This is a genomic window from Aeromonas sp. 600724, from assembly GCF_049175135.1.
Lineage (GTDB): Bacteria > Pseudomonadota > Gammaproteobacteria > Enterobacterales > Aeromonadaceae > Aeromonas > Aeromonas veronii_A.
The window spans coordinates 87,399-108,253 of the sequence record NZ_JAAKUM010000016.1 but is presented as its reverse complement, the minus strand read 5'-3'; the positions used below and the strand labels follow the sequence as shown (position 1 = coordinate 108,253).

Genomic DNA, 20,855 nt, shown 5'->3' with positions numbered 1-20,855 from the left:
GGAAGCCTGGCTTCCCCTCTTTGCATTCGGGTGTCGGTCTTAAGCGACGGCCACCAGTTTCTGCCCCTTCTGACTGCTGTCCAGAATGAGGATGCTCGCCTTGGGGAAGAAGTTGAAGGTGGAGGCGGAGGCCCATGTATAGGCGCCCATCACCTTGCCAACCACCAGTTCGCCGATAGCCAGATCGGGCAGCATGATGCCATCGCGGATCACGTCCACGCTGTCGCAGGTGGGGCCTGAGAGTACCGAGTTATGCAGCTCGCCACTGGCATAAGGCGTGCTCACCGGATAGGTGACGTGGTCATAGAGCTGGCCGTTGTAGCTGCCGTAGAGGCCATCATCCAGGTAGTACCAGATCTTGTCGCCACGGTGGGCCTTGCCCATCACGCTGGATACCGAAGTCATGGCCGGCGCACTGATAAAGCGGCCCGGTTCGGCAATCTTCTGCACTGTAGCGGGCAGCTTGGCCAGCGCTTCGCGGATCGGGGCGCAGAAGCCGTCGATATCGAACTCGCCCCCCTCATAATCGACCGGGAAACCGCCGCCGATATCCAGCACCCAGGGCTTGAGCCCGAGCGCCCAGGCTTGCTCCATGATCTCGCGGCAGGCGTCGATGGCCTGCACATGGCGACGGGCATGAGGCACTTGCGAGCCGACGTGGAACGACAGCCCCATCACCTTGATCCCCTTGGCGTGGGCCAGTTGCAGCAGCGGCAGCGCCTGCTCCGGAGTGCAGCCGAACTTCTTGGAGAGATCGACCTTGGTCTCGGGGTTCGGGAAGCTGACCCGCAGCAGCAGTTTCACTTCGTCCTTGTAGGGAATGAACTTCTCCAGCTCCAGCGGGTTGTCGTAGACAAACACGGTGCAGCCGAACTCCAGCGCATAACGGATATCGCTGTCGCGCTTGATGGGATGGGTATGAATGCAACGTCCCGGGCGAACCCCCTGACTGCGCACCAGATCCACTTCGCCATTGGTGGCCAGATCGAAACAGGCCCCCTCTTCCTTCAAGACAGAGACCACCGCCTCATGGGGCAGGGGTTTGAGTGCATAGTGCAATCGTACATCGGGCAGGGCGGCGGCCAGGGCCCGATACTGTTTGCGGACGGCTGCCTTGTCGAGCAGCAGCAGGGGGGAGCCGAATTGTTCAACCAGCTGACGGTAATCTTGTGCGACCACATCTTTTGCAACCAGGGTCTCGTTCATTCTCTTTTGGTCATCCTTAGGGGGCGTGATATGCCCAAGCCATATGCGATTGAACCGGCGACGGCCGGGTCAGGCGAGCGGTCCGGTGGGACCAACCGAACACAGTGCATAAATTGATAACAAAGTGCTTGGTTATGCGGCGGATTATCGGCTTATTGATTCTGTGTGCAAGCATTTTGATTGGATATGTCGGCAAGATTTTCTTGGCGAAACGAGAGGGATCACTGTTCTCTATCCGCCATTTTTCCCGTTTGGGCCACATTTGATCCGTGAAAGCCTAACTTGTTGATAGTTAACTAACATTTAACATTCTTGCTGCGATTCTGGTGGTCACTAAAAAAATATAAATGGGGGCGGCCAAGTGCGAGACAGCTCACATTTTTTGGATTAACATGCCGACTTCCTAATCCAAACTAGTTCGGATGAAGGTAGCAGGAGAGCGATGGGCAACCATCCACCGAAGAAGTGAATCTTTCAGGTACCGGGCAACCGGTGTGGACTGCTACTGGACGATACTCTGGAGAGACCCGTTAAATCGGGCGCCGAAGGAGCAAGGCACCATGACTACCCGCAAGGGCAGGCTGGCGCCGGAAACTCTCAGGCAAAAGGACAGAGGGGATGGGATGGTTGTACCTGGGCTTGGCCCGCATCCGATCGCCTCTGGCCGATCGCGACACCTATGGGAAGATCATCCTTCTCCTCCTTAATTTATGTTTCTTAAGGAGGATGCATGTCATCAATTCAATCGGCGTTAACCGCCATCGATAGTTTTATCTGGGGGCCGCCCCTGCTGATCCTGCTGGTCGGGACCGGTATCTATCTCACCCTGCGTCTGGGTCTGCTTCAGGTCGTGCGCTTGCCGCTCGCTCTGCGGCTGGTCTTTGGCCGCGATCAGGGGCAGGGCAAGCAGGGGGATGTCTCCAGCTTCGGCGCCCTCTGTACCGCCCTCTCTGCCACCATTGGCACCGGTAACATCGTCGGGGTGGCTACCGCCATCAAGCTCGGCGGCCCCGGTGCCCTGTTCTGGATGTGGATGGCGGCACTGTTCGGCATGGCTACCAAGTATGCCGAGTGCCTGCTGGCGGTCAAATACCGCGAGCAGGATGCCAACGGCCAGATGGCTGGCGGCCCCATGTACTATCTGGAGAAGGGGCTCGGCTCCAAGCCGCTGGCCAAGCTGTTTGCCCTGTTCGGTATCGGCGTGGCCTTCTTCGGCATCGGTACCTTCCCGCAGGTCAATGCCATCTCCGATGCCATGAGCCTCTCCTTCTCGGTGCCCCGTGAAGCGACCGCCGTGGTGCTGACCCTGATCGTGGCGCTGGTGACCCTGGGAGGGATCAAATCCATCTCCAGCGTGTCGAGCAAGGTGGTGCCCTTCATGGCCATCTTCTACATCGTCGCCTGTCTGGGTGTGCTGGTGAACAACGCCAGCGCCTTGCCCGATGCCGTCATGCTGGTTATCGAGAGTGCCTTCACCGGCCATGCGGCGACCGGCGGCTTCGTCGGTGCCAGCATCATGCTGGCCATTCAGTCCGGGGTGGCGCGCGGGGTCTTTTCCAACGAATCGGGACTGGGCTCTGCGCCCATCGCGGCGGCGGCGGCCAAGACCGATTCGTGCGTGGAGCAGGGGCTGGTCTCCATGACAGGTACCTTCATCGACACCATCATCATCTGCACCATGACCGGCCTGACCCTGGTGGTGACCGGCGTGTGGAGCGGCGATGCAAGCGGCGCGGCCATGACCAGTCTGGCCTTTGCCCAGGGGCTCGATGCTCATGTCGGCCAGTATCTGGTGAGCATTGGGCTGCTGTTCTTCGCCTTTACCACCATCCTTGGCTGGAACTACTACGGCGAGCGCTGCACCGAGTACCTGTTCGGGGTGAAGGCGATCAAGCCCTATCGTCTGGTCTATCTGGCGCTGGTGGCGAGCGGTGCTTTCCTCCATCTGGACATGATTTGGCTGCTGGCCGATATCGTTAACGGCCTGATGGCGGTGCCCAACCTCATCGGCCTGATTGGCCTGCGCCATGTGGTGATCGCCGAGACCCGCGCCTACTTTAGCCGGGATCTGGATAGCGAAGCTGAGCCGGAGCCGCAGACGGCCTGAGCGCCTCGGCCCGTTTCACGTTCCCATTGAAAAGAACAAGCCACGACTCCGGTCGTGGCTTTTTTGTGCGTTGTGTCTAAGGATGGGGACTATCCCTCTCCCTTCGGGATAAGGTCAGGATGAGGGAGATAGCCCCTCGCTCAGCAGGCTATCCAGACGTGCTCGCACTTTCTCTACCAGTGCCTGATCGCTACCGTGCCAATCGATGCAGCTTGCTAGCGTGGTGGAGGTTCCCGCCATAAAACGCAGTTCCCCGCCCGCCAGCTCGTAGAAGCGGCTCGCCATCCTGGTTCCCTCATCCACATCACCCGCCACCAGCAGCATGGCTTGCGCCAGCACGGCGCCCTGGTGATCCTGCCCCGGCGCCAGCCAGCGCTGGGCAGTGCCGGTGATCTTGCGTCCCCCGATCACCAGATTGTACTGACCATCGCAAAAGGAGCCGGGCACGAAGTCATAGCTTCCCTCAAGGCCGTACTCTGCCAGCAGGGTCAGTAGCGGCGTCCCCAGCAGCCGGTAGTAGTGGGCGAGGTCTGTGGTCGTGCGGGGCAGCAGCAGGGATAGGTTGAGGATCCCCGCCCCGTGGGGCACGGCGGTACCGCCGCTGTCGCGCACATGTACCGGCCAGCCTTCAGCTGCAAGTTGCTGGCAGGCGGCTTCGTAATGGGGGAGGCGGGTATCTTTGCGAGTGACAATCAGGCATTGGGGCGCCTGCCAGAGGTGAGCGCGGGGCTGGCCGTCATGGGCACAGTCGCGCAGCCAGCGCTGCTCTTGCGCCAGTATCTGTGCGGGTGAAGCGGTATCGGGAAGGGGGGAGAGCAGGCGATAGGGCATGGCGGCATCCTCAAAAAAGGCTGCCCAGCACACTACCCGTGGCGACAGGCAAGGTAAAGCCCCGCAAGTGCGGGGCTTGGGTTGGCTATCGGTGGACGATGTCTCAGGAGTGACGCGCTTCGCGCTTGGGTAGCAACAGGTTGAGCACGATGGCGGTAATGCCACCGGTAGCGACACCGTAGGAGAGCACGCTCTTGGCCAGCTCCGGCAGGTGTTGCAGCACTTCCGGCACCTGCGCGACTCCCAGCCCCATGGCCAGCGACACTGCCAGGATCATCAGAGCGCGGCGATCCAGCTCCTCGCGAGCAATGATGCGCACGCCAGCGGCGGCGATGGTGCCGAACATCACGATAGTGGCGCCCCCCAGCACGGGCTCGGGGATCTGTTGCACCAGACTCGCGACCGCCGGGAACAGGCCGAGCAGGGCCAGCATGGCGGCGATAAAGAGCCCGACGTGACGGCTGGCGACGCCGGTCAGCTGAATGACGCCGTTATTCTGGGCGAAGGTGGACATGGGGAAGGTGGAGAAAACTGCCGCCAGCATGGAGTTGGCACCATCAGCCAGCACACCGCCTTTGATCCGCTCCATATAGACAGGCCCTTCCAGTGGCTCGCCGGAGATATCCGAGGTGGCGGTCATGTCGCCGATCGCTTCGAGCGCCGTCACCACGAAGATGATGGCGAGCGGCACGAACAACTGCCAGTCAAAGCCGAGACCGTAGTGGAGCGGAATGGGCACCATCACCAGCGGGCCGTCGAAGGTGGGGGCGCTCACTTTGCCCAACAGCAGGGCCACGGCATAGCCCGCCAGCATGGCGATCATGATGGCGGAGAGGCGCAACCAGGGGTTGCGACTGCGTTGCAGCAACACGATAAGGCCGAGCACCAGCAGGGAGAGGAAGAGGTTGGTGTGACTGGCGAAGCTGCCATCAGAGAGGGCTGCATAGCCGCCGCCCATGCTGATCAGGCCCACTTTGATCAGGGTCAGGCCGATCAGCAGCACCACTATGCCGGTGACCAGCGGGGTGATGATCCGTTTCACCAGATGGAGGAAGCGGCTCATCACCACGATAGTGAGTGCGGCAACCATCATGGTGCCGAACAATGTGCCCAACAGATCCTCGGTGGGCATGGCGGCCTGCTTGAGGGCGAGACCTGAGGCGATGATGGGGCCGAGGAAGTTGAAGCTGGTACCTTGTACCGAGAGCAGGCCGGAACCGATGGGGCCGAAGCGGCGGGTTTGAATGAAGGAGGCGATGCCGGACATGACCAGCGACATGGAGACGATATAGCGAGTGTCGGCGGCAGGGAGTCCGAGGGCATTGGCGATAATCAGGGGCGGGGTAATGATGGCGACAAACATGGCGAGCATATGCTGCAGGGCGGCGAACAGCGTCTGGGGCAGAGGCGGGACATCCTCTATGCCATAGACCAGTTCGCTATGGGCTCGCCTGGGGGGATGGGCCTCTCGATTGGCGCGTGTGACAGCAGCCTGTTCCATAAGTACCTCGAATAGTGTGGGGAGGGGGAGAAAATTGGGCGCTATTGTAGTGATTGAAATGAGGCTGACCAGCGCTAATTATGCAAAAAAAGGTTTATTTTTTGATGTGTTGAAACGTTTGCGCGCTGCGATTATCATCTGTCGGTTTGTGTGACCGACCTCTCCTTTTTATTCTCCCCGCTAATGACATTTTTACCACTTTGTAGGTGTAGAATGAGCCCTCAGTATTCATCGTGGAGACTCTGGATGCTCAAGTTGTCAGAGTTCTGGAGTGCGAGGGTTCACTCCGAAGATTTTACTCGTACTCGCATGGGGTTTATGACGGTGCGTTTGCGCCTGCTGACCTGCTTGCTGATGCTCGGATTGCCCGCCTGGGCCGTAGTGGATTGGTTGACCTTGCCCGCCGTTCATTTCGAGCAGCTGTTTCAGGCCAGGATCTTCTGCACCCTGGCGCTCTCGCCACTTATTCCGCTCTCGTACCTCATCCACTTCAAGCGAGAGCGAATGAAGCTGGCCCTTGGCTACCTGATGGCCGTGATGATGCTCTTCTCCCTCTTTTGCCTGAACAGCTTTGGCGCCGGACAGGAGTTGCAGGCGGGCTATGCGGCCTTTCCCTATCTGCTGATCACCCTGTTTGCCATCTTCCCCATCCCCCTCTCCCTCGGCTTGCAGCTGGCAGGCGTGGTGCTGGTGACCATGCTGCTGGGCCACTGGCTGCTGGTGGGCCAGAGCATCTGGAGTCAGGCCACTCTGAATCAGGTGTGGGTGCTCGGCATGTTTACCATGGCCAGCTGCTGGGTGCAGTGTGGCCAGCTCAATATGCTGCTGCGGCTATATCGGGAATCGACCACTGATGAGCTGACCGGCATGATGAACCGCCGCCTGCTGATGAAGCAGCTGGAGCAGGCCAGAATCCGGCTGCAACTCAAGAAGAAGCCCTTTGCGGTGATGCTGCTGGATCTCGATCGCTTCAAGCGGATCAACGATATCTACGGCCATCTGGCGGGGGATGCGGTGCTCAAGGAGGTGGCGACCACCCTGGGCGAGCAGCTGGAGCCTGACATGGTGCTGGGGCGTTATGGCGGCGAAGAGTTTGCTATCCTGATGCACAACTGTGCCGATCCGGCGCTGGCGAGCAAAATGGCCGAGCGGCTGCGCATTGCCGTTGAGGCGCGGCTGGTGAAGAGTCCCACTTCGGATGAATTGCTGGAGGTGACGGTGAGTATCGGGATTGCCATGGCTCGTTCCGATGACACCATCGATATTCTGATCAACCGTGCCGACGAGTGTCTCTATCAGGCCAAGATGGCGGGACGCAACTGCGTGGTGGTCGAGGGGCAGAACCGCGCAAAAACAGATGCCGCCTGAGGGCGGCATCCTGTTGGCAATGTGCTGGCGAGATCAGGCCAGCTTGTACTTGCCGGAGAGTTGCTGGGCCAGCAGCTTGAACATGTTGAAGACCGCCATGGTCTTGCCGGTCGGGGTGCCATCTTCGGCCAGGAAATACTCCCCCTTGAACACCAGAATATCCCCCTTCTGCTCCACCGAATCGGCGCGCATACCGTGGATGAAGTCTTCATGCTCTTTAATGATCTTGTTGGCCATCTCAAGCAGGGCCGTCTCGGTGATCAGCTCTTTCTGTGGTTGCATGCTCGTCTCCTTAAACGACTACTGGACAGGGAAACCGTGATCCCTGCCTCTGATTGAAGAGGCGCCCAGCATACTGTAAACAGGGTTTTTCTGTCATTGATATGACCCCGATTTGTGGCTGTTTATCCGATCACCAGATTCTTCAACCAGCAACGCTGGCGAATACGGCGCTGTACCAGCAGCACCTTGCTAAGCTCCTCCAGCAAGACCACCGCCACCACCCAGGAGAGGGGCCAGCCGAGCAAAGTGACCGCCACCCAAGCGAGCGGGATGCCGATGCACCACATGCCGACGATGTCGATAAAGATGCTGTAGTTAACATCGCCGCCAGAGCGCAGCACCCCGATGATCCCCACCATGTTGAACACCTTGAGCAGCATCCCGAGACACATGATGCCGAGCACCTGACCCGCCTCCGTCATCAGCCCAAGGGGCAGGTTGCCGACCCACTGCAACAGGTTGGCTTGCAGCAGCCAGACGATGATCCCCACCAGTAGCGCGCCAATCGGTGCCAGCAGCAGGAACAGCTGGGAGTGCTGCCAGGCGACCTCGTACTCCTCGGCCCCGAGCCGGTGGCCGAGCAGGGTGGAGCAGGCCACCGCCAGTCCGAAGAAGAGGGAGATAAGGATGCTCTCCAGGGTGCCGAGTGTGGTCATGATGGCCAGCGAATCGGTGCCAAGATGGGCATAGAGAAAGCCGTAAATCAGCATGCCGAAGGCCCATAGGCCGTCGTGGAACAGCAGCGGTAGGGCGATCAGAGTAAAGCGCACCACCTCCTTGCGCTTGAAGGCGGCCAGCCAGTCTGGTGCGCGCGGGATCAGGCGCGCTTCATAACGCTTTACGTAGAGCAGCAGCAGGGCTGTCTGCAGCAGCCGGGAAATGGTGGTGCCCCAGGCCGAGCCGGCCACCCCCATTGCCTCGAAGCCGAAGTGACCGAAGATGAGGGCGTAGTTGAGGATGACGTTGGCGATGATGGCGATAATGCCGATCCGGGTCGGCGCGGCGGCATTGCCCACCGAGCGCAGGGCTGATTCCAGCGGCACCACGATGGCGGTACAGAGGATGGTGGCGCCGGTGATCATCAAGAATTGATCCGCCAGTGCCCGCAGCGCCGGATCCTGACTGGCAAAGCCGAGCACGCTGCCCGGTGATAACACATAGATGAAGGCAAAGGGCAGGGTGACCAGCAGGGCGCCCACTATGGCCAGCGCCAGGGAGCGGCGTACCCCGGCCATCTCCCCGCGCCCGAAGTATTGTGCTGCCAATACCGAGACCCCGCCCGCGAGGCCCGCTATCACCAGCAGATTGAAGAAGAAGACCCGGTTACCCAAGCCGACCGCCGCCACAGCTGTGGTACCAAGCTGGCTCACCATCATGATATCGATGAGGCCGAGCAGGGAGAACATCATGGATTGCAGCGAGACGGGCAGGGCCAGTCGCCACAATCGGGTCATGAACTCGCGATCGGTGGTTTGTTTTAAAATCGCTTGCCAATAATTCATAGTTGTTAACCGGGTATGAGAAAAGCAAGGGTTGTCATGGTTATGATAAGGGGGTGTAGAGCAGTTACCACTGTGAGTAGATCTCGATTTTCTTGTGTAAAACTATCCTTTTGAGGTGTTATGCCATTTGCCAGAGAGTGTCTGGAGATAGCGCCAGCCTGTGAAGAACGGATGCTGGGGCGAGAGGGGCTCCCCCTGCTCGGCGAGGCAGGGATCTTCCTGACCGGCCTCTCCCGGGTGCGGGATCACTACCTGATCCGCCGCAATCGCCCCGAGTTTCACATCCTGATGGTGAGTCACGATGAAGGGGGCGCGCTGCTCACCGAAGAGGGGGAGCAAGCCATTCCGGCCGGGTCGCTGATTTTCCTGCCCGCCGCCGTCCCCGGCGGTCTCAAGCTGATTGGCGAAAGCTGGCAGATCAGCTGGATTCTGCTCGATGACGTGCCGCGCTGGCAGCACCTGCACCGCCTTGGTCACCGTATCTGGCAAGGGGATGGCGGCGATCAGCTCTATCATCTGCTCAGCCTGATGCAGGGGGAGGGGGTTCGCTCTTCGCTGCAACCCCAACTGCTCAGCCTGTTGCTGGCGCTGCTGGAGCGTACCCTGCAAGGGGAGGTGCGCGGTACCCCTGAACTCAGATTGCAGGCGCTGTTTCGCCGGGTGGAGGCGCGCCTGGACGAGCCCTGGAGTGTCGCCCTGTTGGCCCGACAGATGGCCTGCTCCGTCCCCCATCTGCACCGGCTTTGTCAGCAAGTGTTCGGTATGGGGCCGATGGCGAGGGTGACCGAGCTCAGAATGAACAAGGCACGCCAGCTGCTGCTCTATACCAACTGGCCACTTGGCGAGCTGGCGGCCCGGGTCGGTTACAGCGATGGGGCCAACTTTGCCAACTGCTTTCGCCGTCTGACTGGTCAGACCCCCGGCGCCTTTCGTCGACTGGGTCGCAAACCTTTTGCAACGGATGTGCAAACTCTTTGAAATTAATGACACAAGCCCCTAGGATCGGCGGGTCCCTGCGTCTAGCTAACCGTTTAGGTACCAAGATCCATGTTTGAAGATAATAACCAGAAACGTCCTCTCTACATTCCCTACGCCGGTCCCGCCCTGCTGGAGACCCCCTTGCTCAACAAGGGCAGCGCCTTCACCAGCGAAGAGCGCAGCAACTTCAACCTCGAAGGTCTGTTGCCCCAGAATATCGAGACCATCGAAGAGCAGGCCGAGCGCGCCTATCGCCAGTTCATGGCGTTTGGCAACGACATGGACAAGCACATCTATCTGCGCAACATCCAGGATACCAACGAGACGCTCTTCTACCGTCTGCTGCACAACCACCTGACCGAGATGCTGCCCATCATCTACACCCCGACGGTCGGCAAGGCGTGCGAAGAGTTTTCCAACATTTATCGCCGCGCCCGTGGCCTGTTTATCTCCTATCCGGACAAGGACAGGATCGATGACATGCTGCAAAACGCCACCAAGCAGAACGTCAAGGTGATCGTGGTGACCGACGGCGAGCGGATCCTGGGTCTGGGTGATCAGGGGATTGGCGGCATGGGCATTCCCATCGGCAAGCTGTCGCTTTACACCGCCTGTGGCGGCATCTCGCCTGCCTACTGCCTGCCGGTGGTGCTGGATGTGGGCACCAACAACCAGCAACTGCTCAATGACCCCTTCTATATGGGGTGGCGCAATCCGCGTATCTCTGGAGATGAGTACGCCGAGTTTGTCGATGCCTTCATTCAGGCGGTCAAGCGCCGCTGGCCCGATATTCTGCTGCAGTTCGAGGATTTCGCCCAGAACAACGCCATGCCGCTGCTCAACCGCTACAAGAACGAGCTCTGCTGCTTCAACGACGATATTCAGGGTACCGCGGCTGTGACGCTGGGCAGCCTGATCGCCGCCTGCAAGGCCTCCGGCGCCAAGCTCTCCGAGAAGCGTGTTGCCTTCCTCGGGGCTGGCAGCGCCGGTTGCGGTATCGCCGAGCAGATCGTGGCGCAGATGAAGGCCGAAGGGCTGACCGATGCGCAGGCCCGCAGCCGGGTCTTTATGGTGGACCGCTTTGGTCTTATCACCGACAAGATCCCCAACCAGCTCGACTTCCAGCGCCGTCTCTCCCAGCCGGTGGAGCGGATCAAAGACTGGCCAGTGGGGGACAATATCTCCCTGCTGGAGGTGATGGAGCACGGTCGCCCGGACATCCTGATCGGGGTATCCGGCCAGCCTGGGCTGTTTACCGAAGAGGTGGTCAAGACCATGCACAAGCACTGTGCCCGTCCCATCATCTTCCCGCTCTCCAACCCCACCTCCCGGGTCGAGGCGACGCCGGCAGACCTCATCCGCTGGACCGACGGTCAGGCGCTGGTGGCAACCGGCAGTCCGTTTGCACCGGTGGAGTACAAGGGCAAGCGCTACGTCATCGCCCAGTGCAACAACTCCTTCATCTTCCCGGGGATCGGCCTTGGCGTCATCGCCTCCGGCGCCACCCGGGTGACTGACGCCATGTTGATGTCGGCCAGCCGCGCGCTGGCGGAGTGCTCGCCGCTGGTGAAAGGGGAGGAGGGCTCCCTGCTGCCGGACCTGGCGGATATCCATCAGGTCTCCCGCTACATCGCCAAGATGGTGGCCAAGACCGCCATGCTGCAGGGCAAGGCGGTGCAGACCCCGGACGAGGTGATCGATCAGGCCATCGAAGCCAACTTCTGGCATCCGGAGTATCGCCGCTACCGCCGCACCTCCTTCTGATTGGGGAGAAGGGAATGCCACGGCAAAGCAAAAGGGATGCGAAAGCATCCCTTTTTACTGCACGTCTGACATGGTTATCGCCTCAAGATCAACTACTCGCTGGCGCCCTGTACACCGGTGACGCGCACCTCGACCCGGCGATCCGGCCCAAGGCAGTCTATGAGGGCGGCTCTGGCCTTGATGTCGTCACACTGGTTGCCGGTGACCGGATTGCTCTCGCCATTGCCCTGAATGCTTACCTTGTCGGCAGGCAGCCCTTTGTTGATCAGAAAGTCGGCAACGGTTTGGGCCCGAGCTTCTGACAACCTCTGATTGCTGGCATCCGAGCCGATACGGTCGGTATATCCCATCACAACCGCACTGCCATCCTTGGGTTGTACATCGACGATCTGCTGGTAGAGAGCGTCCAGCGCGCTCATCCCCTCCGGTTTTAGGTCCGCTTTGCCAAAGGCGAACAACACATCGGAACTGAGGTTGAAGGTCTGATCTACCACCTCCGGTTCGGCCGGTGGCGGGGGGACCACGACCGGTGCGGGCGTGGGAGCCGGCTCTGTCGGCTGGCTGCGATTGGGATGGATCACTACTTCCAGGGTTGCTGTGCTGATGTCGCTGACCCAGCGCTGGGTGCCGCTGTTTGCCTTGTCATTGTCAGGATCATCGCCGACCCTTACCAGATAACGATACCTGGCCTGGAGATCGACCCAGTCATGGAGCCGGGCCGTCACTCCCAGGCCTGCCAGCGGTGCCAGGTTGTCGTCCCCGCCATTGATCGATTCAACGTGATAGATATAGCCACCACCCTCGGCAAACACCGAGAACATCTCGCTGAGCGGCAAACGACCAATCACAGACAGGGTAGCTCCCTTGCTGTTGAAGTCATGGCCGCTGATATCCCAGTCACCTGTGGAGAGGTAACCAATTTCGGCGCCCAGGTTCTCCGTGAAGTTGTAGCCGCCAAACAGGGAGAGCGCAGTCGCATCCTTGCTGACATCCTGGCTGAAATCATTCAGATCGTGGGCTATCGCCCAGCCACCGCCTATCCCGGCATACCAGTCATGGACCGGTACCGCTTGTGCGCCTGTGCTCGCCAATGCCAGTGCAATCCACACAGGTTTTAATCTTATGTTCATCGCGTATCCTCGTCGATGTGTGGTTTAGTGGGGCTGCTTGTTGGTCAAACCCCACACTTATGTATAGGTGACGGGTTGTTTTTAACCACTCAAGAGGTGTGGATTGCGGCAATAAGTGAACCTATGTCACTGAAACCATGCGGGAAGAGGAAAGATAGCCTGAGGTGGGCGGCATGGAAGACAATAAAAAGGAGGCCATATGGCCTCCTGCTTATCCAGGTGATCAGGATTATTGTGTGACTTGTTGCACACCGGTGACGCGCACTTCAACGCGGCGATCCGGCGCCAGGCAGGAGATCAGCTGAGCCTTGCCCTTGACGCTGTTGCACTGGGTGCCTGTGACCGGATTGGCTTCACCGCGGCCTTCGATGGCAACTTTGCCAGCCGGCAGGCCCTTGCCAACCAGGAAGTCGGCTACGGTACGGGCGCGTGCTTCGGAGAGTTTCTGGTTGTAGGCGTCAGTGCCGATACGGTCGGTGTAACCGACGACCACGGCACTGCCATCTTTTGGCTGTACGTCGACGATCTGCTGATACAGGGTGTTGAGCGCTGCGACACCTTCTGGCTTGAGGGTGGATTTGCCAAAGGCAAACAGCACGTCAGAGCTCAGGGCGAAGTTCTTGTCAACCACCACAGGCTCTGGGGTTGGCTCGGGTGCTGGTGCCGGAGCGGGGGCCACGTAAGTGGTGCGGTTCGGGTGCATCACCAGCTCCAGGGTTGCGACGCTCATGTCGCTCTCCCAGGTCTTCTGCTCGTCACCCAGACTCCACATGTAGCGGTAGCGGGCTTGCACATCGATAAGGTCGGAGAGCTTGGCAGTCAGGCCCAGACCCGCCAGCGGCGCAGTGCCGTTGTCGCTGTTGCCATTGCCGTTGACGTGGTTGAAGTAGGCACCACCTTCGGCAAACACCGAGAAGATGTCACCCAGTGGCAGGCGGGCGATACCGGAGAGGGTTGCACCCTGGGTTTTGAAATCGGCACCGTCAACGCCCGCTTTACCTGCGTAGAGGTATCCCAGTTCTGCCGAGTAGTAGTCGTTGAAGTTGTAGCCGCCGAACAGATTGAGCGCGGTGGCATCCTTGTCAGTGTCTGTCCCGAAGTCATCCAGGTTGTGAGCATAAGCCCAACCGGCACCGACACCGGTATACCAGTTATCGGCGGCCTGAGCCGTGGTTCCTGCGGCGGCGAGCGCCAGTGCAATCAGGGTAGGAGCCATTTTGAGTTTCATCGGTTTATCCTCGTTGTGTTAGCCCATGTCGGGCAATGCACTTGTTTTTATTGCTGCGAAAAAACCGCCAGCAAAGTGGATAGCGAAGGCTTATGGACACTCATGAGGCAGTGGCGTCATGGACAACAGACCGGACAAGAAGCGCTTTTTAGTGCTTATCCAATACCTTACAGGCGCAACTACTTTATGCTTTCGGGGCGGGGCAGGCAAGGGTAGGGAGGCGGGAGTGAGGGATGATGCAAGCGAGAATGAGGCAAACAAAAAGGGATGCCGCAGCATCCCTTTCTTTTGCATTATTTAAACGAGGTCAGATTATTGCTGAACTTCTTGTACGCCAGATACGCGAACTTCTACGCGACGATCCGGAGCCAGGCAGGAGATCAGCTGAGCTTTAGCGGTTACGCCGTTGCACTTGGTGCCGGTAACCGGGTTGGCTTCGCCACGACCTTCGATGGCAACCTTGCTGGCAGCCATACCTTTGCTCACCAGGAAGTTGGCAACGGTACGGGCACGGGCTTCAGACAGCTTCTGGTTGTACGCGTCGGAACCGATACGGTCGGTGTAACCAACAACAACAGCGTTGCCATCTTTCGGCTGGAACTCAACGATCTGCTGGTACAGCGCATTCAGGGCTGCAACGCCTTCCGGCTTCAGAGTCTCTTTGCCAAAGGCAAACAGCACGTCTGAGTTCAGTGCGAAGTTCTTCTCTACAACTTGCGGAGCAGGAGCCGGTGCTTCTTCAACAACCGGGGCAGCTACCGGAGCTACGTAGGAAGTGCGGAACGGGTGGTATACCGCTTCCAGAGTAGCGATGCTCTGGTTGGCCTTGTAACGCTCACCGTTGGCGTGCAGGTCAGCCACGTCCCACATGTAGCGGTAACGAGCTTGCAGATCCAGCGCGTCATTTACCTTGTAGGTCACACCGGCGCCAGCCAGCGGGGAAACTTTAGTGTCGCTGGTACCCAGACCATCGGTGTGACCCCAGTAGGCGCCGCCTTCAGCGAACAGGGAGAAGTCGTTGCCAACCGGCATACGGGCGATACCGGACAGGGTGGCGCCCTGGCTCTCGTAACGGTTGCCGTCGGTGTTGCCACGACCGGTGTACTGGTAGCCCAGTTCGGTACCGAAGTTCTCGGTGAAGTTGTAACCCATGAAGGCGTTGGCGGCAGCCGCGTCTTCCTGGCCTACATTGGTGCTTTCCAGCTTGTTCAGGCCGTTGAAGTGAGTAGCACCGACACCGGCACCGAAGTAGATGTCGTCAGCGGCGTGAGCAGCGGTAGCACCCAGAGCAGCCATGGCGATGGCGATCATGGAAGGAGCCATTTTCATCATAAAAAAATCCTCGTTGAGATCGCACGTTATTCACGTGCTTCACACTTTGTAATTTATGTAAGCTGCAGGCTCCGCCGTACGGCTGGCGTCGAGTCTGGCAGATGACCCGGTATAACCGGGTTGCACACTCTCCTGGTGTGTCGAGTGCGCTGGCATGGCACGCAATGCGTGAGAAACCACTGCCAGGCAACTGATGTCATTCCGATGACGAGGCGCACTCTATGCCGATTTTAAAACATGATCAAGCTCACAAATGAGCCTTGTGGCAAATTGTGTCGTGCCCTTAACTGGCTGTTTATCCAGATTAATTAGTGATCCAGATAGGCCCTGTGCAGTTTCTTTTCCAGCTTCATATAGGCCTGAACCCAGTCGCTATGCGGGTTGGCAGGATTCGCTCTGGCGGCAAAGACCGCAAGGTAATCTGCCTGGGTTGCGCTCTGCAGCAAGGGGGTAAATGTCATCAAGAAATGTCGGGCCAGATAGGGGTCAAGGGGCCAGATGTTGAGGATGGCGCGAGCCACAGGCTGAACTGCAGCTGAACAGATGAAATGACGGTGTCCCGCCTCCAGCCAGTCGGCCATCTCGCACATGCCCGATTCGGGCACCAGACCACCATCACCTTGGGTGGTTGCCAGCGCAATCGCCTGACCATTTACCGTGACGAGCTGCTCATTGTTATGCAGGGTGCCGTCGTGGCTGCGCAAGGCCAGGTCCGGGCATGCCTGTTCAAGAAACAGGCTGCAGCTCTCCGGCAGGGCGGCCAGCAGCTCGCTGGCGTGGCTGGACATCAAGGCCGGAAGCCAGAATGCTTCGGCACGATATTGTGCACCTTGACTGAGCTGTTGTTGCAATTGGGCCGGGTCAGAAACCGGGTGCAGGCGAGAGATAATGCCGGGAAACGCCATACTTATTCCTCTTAATGGGTAGCTGGCGGATTATACGAGTTATTCTGGTGGCAACAATAAAGGTTTCTTTTCGAGACTGTTTACCTGAGACAGCTGAGCGATTACCATCCCCCGTTGAAGATAAGGGTTGTCGCCGAAAGGCGCTCATAAAGATAGAGGCTCGACCATAACGAGTCCGAACAAAACTGATACACTTGACTACGAGTCGTCGCGAAAAATAAAAGGCGGAGTAAATCCGCCAAACGGAGTATGGAACATTATGAATTCAAATATCGTCACTGTTGGCAAGAAGATCCGTCAGATCCGTGAAGCGGTCGGTTTGAGCCGTCCGAAGTTTGCAGATTTGCTGGGTGTTCCTCCCACCACGCTGAAAAACTACGAGCTGGGTTACCGTGAAGTTGGGGGCGCCTTCCTGGTTGCCCTGGCGCACCACCCGGATCTGCACAAGTTCACCCTCTGGCTGCTGGCAGACAAGAAAGTCGCCGAAATCGGCCAGATTGGCCCGGATGACCTCGCCAAGGCGTGATCATCGATGTGAATAGAAATGCCGCCTTCGGGCGGTATTTTTTTGGGTTGCCGATCGATATTTTGATCTAACACGCTTTGAATTGTCCATGCAGGCCAACGAGAATAAGCGGCCCCGAAAAGTGGGCCCTGGTGGTATCTGGCCACCGGAACACTATTACATTCAGGATGATATGAGCAATCGTATGGAGTATGGGTATGAGCAGTAATGAGTTGGATAAACGCTATGGCCTGATGACTGCCATTGCGATGGTGGTCGGCGTGGTGATCGGCTCCGGTGTCTTCTTCAAGGCCGATGATGTACTGCGTCTGACTGGCGGTAATCTGGCCATTGCGCTGCTGGCATGGGCGCTGGGGGCATTTTCGATGATCTTCGGCGCGCTGGTGTTTGCCGAGTTTGCCCAGCGGATCGAAAAGTCCAACGGTATCGTCGATTATGCCGAAGCGGCATACGGCAAAATGTTTGGTTATCTGGTGGGGTGGTTCAAAGGCGTACTCTATTACGCCCCTCTTTCCGCCATTCTTGCCTGGGTCGCCGCTCTGTACACCATGATCTTGCTCGGCAGTGATAATCCGACCAACTCTGGTGCGACCTGGATACTGGCGGCTGTCTATATGACGGTCACCTACCTGATTAACTTCTATACCCCGGTTCTGGCGGGCAAGCTGCAAGTGGGTTCTACCCTGATCAAGTTGATCCCGCTGATCCTGGTTGCCATTGTGGGCACCATTTCAGGGTTGCTCAATGGTGTCACCGTGACCAACTTTGTGCAGGCAATGGATGGGATTGGAAGCACCGGAGGCACGCTGGCCACGGCCGTGGTTGCCACCGCCTTCGCTTATGAGGGATGGATTGCCGCTGTGACCATCAACAGCGAAATTCGCGATTCCAAGAAGAATCTGCCCAGAGCACTGGTGATTGGCACCCTGATAGTCTTTGTGGTCTATGTCACCTATTTTCTGGGGATCGCCAGCGTCTTGCCGACGGACGAGATAGTGGTGCAAGGGGATAACGCGGTAAATCTCGCGACAACCAGCCTGTTTGGCGGGACTGCCTCGACCATTTTGACCGTGTTCGTGATTATCTCCTGCCTCGGCACCCTCAATGGTCTGGTGTTGGCGACCATGCGCATTCCCTACTCGCTGGCGATCCGCAATCAGGGGCCAGCCCCCAAGTGGATGAGCCGTATCGAACCGCATCACCACATGCCAATCAACTCGGCCCTCGCGGCAGCGTTGTTGTCGGTGATCTACTCAGTGCTGTGGTACTGCAGCATCAACGAGACATTCGGTCGTTACATCGCTCTGGACGAGATGCCGATCGTGCTGATTTATGGCCTCTATCTGTTCCTCTATGTCTGGTACATGCGCACCTTTACCGAGTTGGGCTGGATAAAGCGGTTTGTGATCCCGACCTGCGCCACTTTGGGGGCACTCATCATTCTGTATGGCGGTATCACCAATCCCAGTCTGGGACTCTATCTGCTGGTCTCTGTGGGGGTGATTCTGCTCGGGTTGCTCTTCTACCGTAAGGAGTGACCGGGTAAGTGAGTTGAAAAAAAAGCGCCGAATGGCGCTTTTTTTTCATTTGTAAACCGCAGCATGTCGACAATTAATTGCCCAGCAACCCGAGGCGGCCCAGTTCATCCTTGAGCTGATCGAGGTTGCGCTCGACACAGGCTTCCCCCTCGTTGATGGCATCGCTGGCGCGATGAAAATCCATGATGGAGAAGCTGCCAAGGCGCGGGCAGAGCTGGATCTCCGGTGGGTCACCGGCCATCCGGGCGCGGGTGATCCGCTCCTGCATGATGTTGATGGAGCCACTCATCACGCTCCACAGACCCGGGGTGGCTGGCGCGGATTCTCCGCGATTGAGCCACTGGCTGAGCAGACCGCCGCTGCCGGGTTGATCCGGCTCGTCGGTCCAGGGTTGGTGCATATCGGTGTTGAGGTTGACCGCAATCACCACCTCGGCCCCCATGGCGCGGGCCAGCGAGATGGGCACCGGATTGACCACGGCGCCATCGACCAGCCAGCGGTCGTTGATCCGGGTCGGGGTTAGGATCCCCGGCATACCACAGGAGGCGCGCACCGACTGGCGCAGCGGGCCCTGTTGCAGCCAGATCTCGCGGCCGGTATCGAGCTCGGTGGCGATGCAGGCGAAGGGGATGGGCAGGCTCTCGAGATCGGGATCCCCCAGATGGCTGGCGGCAAGACCAAACACCTTTTCGCCGCGAAACAGACCGCCGGAGAGGGCCGGGTCGAGCAGGCTGACCACCTGCAGGCGGGTAAAGCCGCGCACCCAGGTTTCCAGCCGATCCAGTTCTCCGGCGGCATAGGCGGCACCGACAAAGCTGCCGATGGAGCAGCCAGCGATCAAATCCGGTTTGATGCCGAGACGTTCAAGGGCGCGGATGACGCCGATATGGGCCCATCCTCTGGCGGCGCCGCTCCCGAGAGCGAGCCCAACGCGGGGTTTACGTGGCACGACAGTCCTCCAAAAAAGGGGTTGAGGGCTCAGCTTACTCCGAGAGTCAGGAGGCGTCATCCTGCCATCTTTCGCTGCGGTTGCGACCGTTGGCCTTGGCCTGATAGAGCGCCACATCGGCGCGGCGTACCGCTTCGTGCAGGGGAAGGTTCTCCTGGTGGGGGAGATAGCCGAGGCTGATGGTGACCTCTAGCTCGGGTTCGATGGCGGCCCAGTCGTGATCTGCCACCGCCTTTCTCAGTCGCTCCGCCAGCTCGCCGAGCTGTGTTGCATCACTGCGGCCAATCAGCAGCAGAAACTCCTCGCCCCCCCAGCGGATCAGGCGGTCTGTGGGCCCAAGCTGCTGCTGGCAGATCTGCACCAGCCGGATTAGCACCATATCCCCCACGGCATGGCCAAAGTTGTCATTGACTCGTTTGAAGTGGTCTGCATCGAACATCAGGATCCCCGCTTGCAGCCGGGCCAGCTCTCCCGCCTGCTCCAGTAGCACCACATAGTGGCGGTTGAAAGCGCCGGTAAGGGCATCGTGGCAGGAGAGGTAGTTGAGCCGCTCGTTGAGGCGATGGGATCTCAGGTTGGAGAGGACGGCCAGCAGCATAAAGAGGATGGCGAGCAGGGTCGGCGCGGACTGGCAGAGCATGGCCCACACCAGCGGTAGCAGGGTCACGCTGTGCACCAGCCGCAACGGGGTATCAGGTATCGCCATGGTCAGCTGCAATGTGCCTTGCCGCCATTGATATTCGCCGGTCGGTTCGGTGTTTTGCGGCGCCACGGGTTGGCGCGCGCTGCTGGCCAGCACCTGGTGGTACTGATTGAGCAGCAGATATTCCCCCAGCGCCGGGGTCATCTGATCGAGCTGCTGCTGCAGGCGGGCGAGCAGCACATCCATGTTGATCATTCCCACCAGAGTTCCCTCTTTGTAGAGGGGCTGGGACATGGTGACCATGGGGCCGCGCCCGATAAAGTCCTCATAGGGGCGCGAGAGAACGGTCTTCTTGTCCGGATTGGTGCTGTGCAGCGCATCTTGCCAGAAGCTCTTCTGGTAGATGGTGGGATAAAAGCGAAACCGGCTGGAGGGTTGCCAAGGGTAGAGATAGATAAAGTTGTCCACACCGGTGAAGTAGACCCAGGCGATCTCGTTGCCAAGGCGCTGGCTGGCGGTGGCAAGCAAGGGGGAGAGGCTCAGGGCCAGATGAATGCGTGCCTCACGCTCGCTGCCGGGGGGCGGCAGCGGGCCATCACCGGTGAGGTTGCCTGCCAGTCCGGCAGGCAAATCACCGGGGAGCTTGTCGAGAGCCAGCCCCTCTGGCAGCGCCTCGATATGGCGATAGAGCTGGCGGGTGAGCACCGACTGGGGGTCGCTGCGCAGTCGCTCCTCAGCCTGCCCGCGCATCGCCTCCAGAAATACTTCGGTCCGTTTGAACCGATCCCGCAGGTAGATGGCACTGTTGAGGGTATCGCTTTGATAGAGGCGTTCAATCTGTTTCAGGCTTTGCCACAAAGTCAAACCAATCAGCAGGATGACCACGGCGAACAGGAGCCAGGTCAGGCGTGTGAGAAAACGGTGGCCAGACATGTTGGGCATAGGCAGTCAGTCGGGTTGCGAAGGAAATTGTCGTTAGTGTATGCGATGTGGTGTGAAAACAAACTGAACTACCTGAAACCGGGTGAGTTCACCATGCACCTGTTACGTTTTGTCACATTTATA

General features: G+C 59.0%; 17 protein-coding genes and 1 riboswitch. Of the genes, 6 read left to right on the top strand and 11 right to left on the bottom strand.

What is annotated here, in order from left to right; translation table 11 throughout:
• Positions 1 to 39: 39 nt before the first annotated feature.
• Positions 40 to 1,206 carry a type III PLP-dependent enzyme gene (locus tag G5168_RS15690; protein ID WP_058059164.1) on the bottom strand — a complete coding sequence of 389 codons (1,167 nt, stop codon included), beginning with the start codon at positions 1,204 to 1,206 and terminating at the stop codon, positions 40 to 42.
• 507 nt (positions 1,207 to 1,713) lie between these two features.
• Positions 1,714 to 1,829: riboswitch (glycine riboswitch) on the top strand.
• Positions 1,830 to 1,936: 107 nt separating this feature from the next.
• Here G5168_RS15690 and G5168_RS15685 point away from each other — a divergent pair.
• Entirely contained in the window at positions 1,937 to 3,313 is a 1,377-nt protein-coding gene (locus tag G5168_RS15685) for an alanine/glycine:cation symporter family protein (RefSeq protein ID WP_005338391.1), read from the top strand.
• A 114-nt stretch (positions 3,314 to 3,427) separates the two neighbouring features.
• On the opposite strand, the gene G5168_RS15680 is transcribed toward G5168_RS15685, so the two are convergent.
• Positions 3,428 to 4,144 (bottom strand): lipoyl protein ligase domain-containing protein, encoded by a 717-nt coding sequence (locus tag G5168_RS15680; RefSeq protein WP_181269070.1) that lies wholly within the window; start codon positions 4,142 to 4,144, stop codon positions 3,428 to 3,430.
• 103 nt (positions 4,145 to 4,247) lie between these two features.
• Positions 4,248 to 5,645 carry a nucleobase:cation symporter-2 family protein gene (locus G5168_RS15675; protein ID WP_040066712.1) on the bottom strand — a complete coding sequence of 466 codons (1,398 nt, stop codon included), beginning with the start codon at positions 5,643 to 5,645 and terminating at the stop codon, positions 4,248 to 4,250.
• 246 nt (positions 5,646 to 5,891) lie between these two features.
• Between G5168_RS15675 and G5168_RS15670 the strand changes: the two genes are divergently transcribed.
• On the top strand, positions 5,892 to 7,013 hold the full coding sequence (locus tag G5168_RS15670) for a GGDEF domain-containing protein (RefSeq protein ID WP_005349944.1): 1,122 nt from the start codon (positions 5,892 to 5,894) through the stop codon (positions 7,011 to 7,013).
• Positions 7,014 to 7,046: 33 nt separating this feature from the next.
• Here the strand turns inward: G5168_RS15670 and G5168_RS15665 are convergent, their stop codons facing one another.
• Positions 7,047 to 7,295, bottom strand: a complete 249-nt coding sequence (locus tag G5168_RS15665) for a YciN family protein (protein WP_005338382.1) — start codon at positions 7,293 to 7,295, stop codon at positions 7,047 to 7,049.
• Positions 7,296 to 7,417: 122 nt separating this feature from the next.
• Positions 7,418 to 8,797, bottom strand: coding sequence for an MATE family efflux transporter (locus G5168_RS15660; RefSeq protein WP_407956428.1), 1,380 nt, complete (start codon positions 8,795 to 8,797; stop codon positions 7,418 to 7,420).
• 120 nt (positions 8,798 to 8,917) lie between these two features.
• Between G5168_RS15660 and G5168_RS15655 the strand changes: the two genes are divergently transcribed.
• Together G5168_RS15655 and G5168_RS15650 are read left to right on the top strand one after the other, a co-directional pair.
• On the top strand, positions 8,918 to 9,775 hold the full coding sequence (locus G5168_RS15655; RefSeq protein WP_421252438.1) for a helix-turn-helix transcriptional regulator: 858 nt from the start codon (positions 8,918 to 8,920) through the stop codon (positions 9,773 to 9,775).
• 69 nt (positions 9,776 to 9,844) lie between these two features.
• Positions 9,845 to 11,539, top strand: a complete 1,695-nt coding sequence (locus G5168_RS15650) for an NAD-dependent malic enzyme (protein ID WP_216951826.1) — start codon at positions 9,845 to 9,847, stop codon at positions 11,537 to 11,539.
• Between the two features lie 92 nt (positions 11,540 to 11,631).
• Here G5168_RS15650 and G5168_RS15645 read toward each other — a convergent pair whose 3' ends face one another.
• From G5168_RS15645 to G5168_RS15630, 4 genes are all read right to left on the bottom strand, one after another.
• On the bottom strand, positions 11,632 to 12,669 hold the full coding sequence (locus tag G5168_RS15645) for an OmpA family protein (protein WP_421252437.1): 1,038 nt from the start codon (positions 12,667 to 12,669) through the stop codon (positions 11,632 to 11,634).
• Between the two features lie 229 nt (positions 12,670 to 12,898).
• Positions 12,899 to 13,897 (bottom strand): porin OmpA, encoded by a 999-nt coding sequence (gene ompA / locus G5168_RS15640; RefSeq protein WP_266134074.1) that lies wholly within the window; start codon positions 13,895 to 13,897, stop codon positions 12,899 to 12,901.
• Positions 13,898 to 14,209: 312 nt separating this feature from the next.
• Positions 14,210 to 15,229, bottom strand: a complete 1,020-nt coding sequence (gene ompA / locus G5168_RS15635; protein ID WP_266134073.1) for a porin OmpA — start codon at positions 15,227 to 15,229, stop codon at positions 14,210 to 14,212.
• A 308-nt stretch (positions 15,230 to 15,537) separates the two neighbouring features.
• Positions 15,538 to 16,134 (bottom strand): hypothetical protein, encoded by a 597-nt coding sequence (locus tag G5168_RS15630; RefSeq protein WP_266134072.1) that lies wholly within the window; start codon positions 16,132 to 16,134, stop codon positions 15,538 to 15,540.
• 259 nt (positions 16,135 to 16,393) lie between these two features.
• Between G5168_RS15630 and G5168_RS15625 the strand changes: the two genes are divergently transcribed.
• Complete coding sequence (locus G5168_RS15625; protein ID WP_005338367.1) at positions 16,394 to 16,660, top strand: helix-turn-helix domain-containing protein; 267 nt, start codon at positions 16,394 to 16,396, stop codon at positions 16,658 to 16,660.
• 197 nt (positions 16,661 to 16,857) lie between these two features.
• Positions 16,858 to 18,198: an APC family permease gene (locus G5168_RS15620; protein ID WP_266134071.1), complete on the top strand. Its 1,341-nt coding sequence runs from the start codon at positions 16,858 to 16,860 to the stop codon at positions 18,196 to 18,198.
• A 73-nt stretch (positions 18,199 to 18,271) separates the two neighbouring features.
• Here the strand turns inward: G5168_RS15620 and G5168_RS15615 are convergent, their stop codons facing one another.
• Positions 18,272 to 19,147: a patatin-like phospholipase family protein gene (locus G5168_RS15615; RefSeq protein WP_139459998.1), complete on the bottom strand. Its 876-nt coding sequence runs from the start codon at positions 19,145 to 19,147 to the stop codon at positions 18,272 to 18,274.
• Between the two features lie 46 nt (positions 19,148 to 19,193).
• Positions 19,194 to 20,732 carry a sensor domain-containing diguanylate cyclase gene (locus G5168_RS15610; protein ID WP_245097045.1) on the bottom strand — a complete coding sequence of 513 codons (1,539 nt, stop codon included), beginning with the start codon at positions 20,730 to 20,732 and terminating at the stop codon, positions 19,194 to 19,196.
• Positions 20,733 to 20,855: the final 123 nt, after the last annotated feature.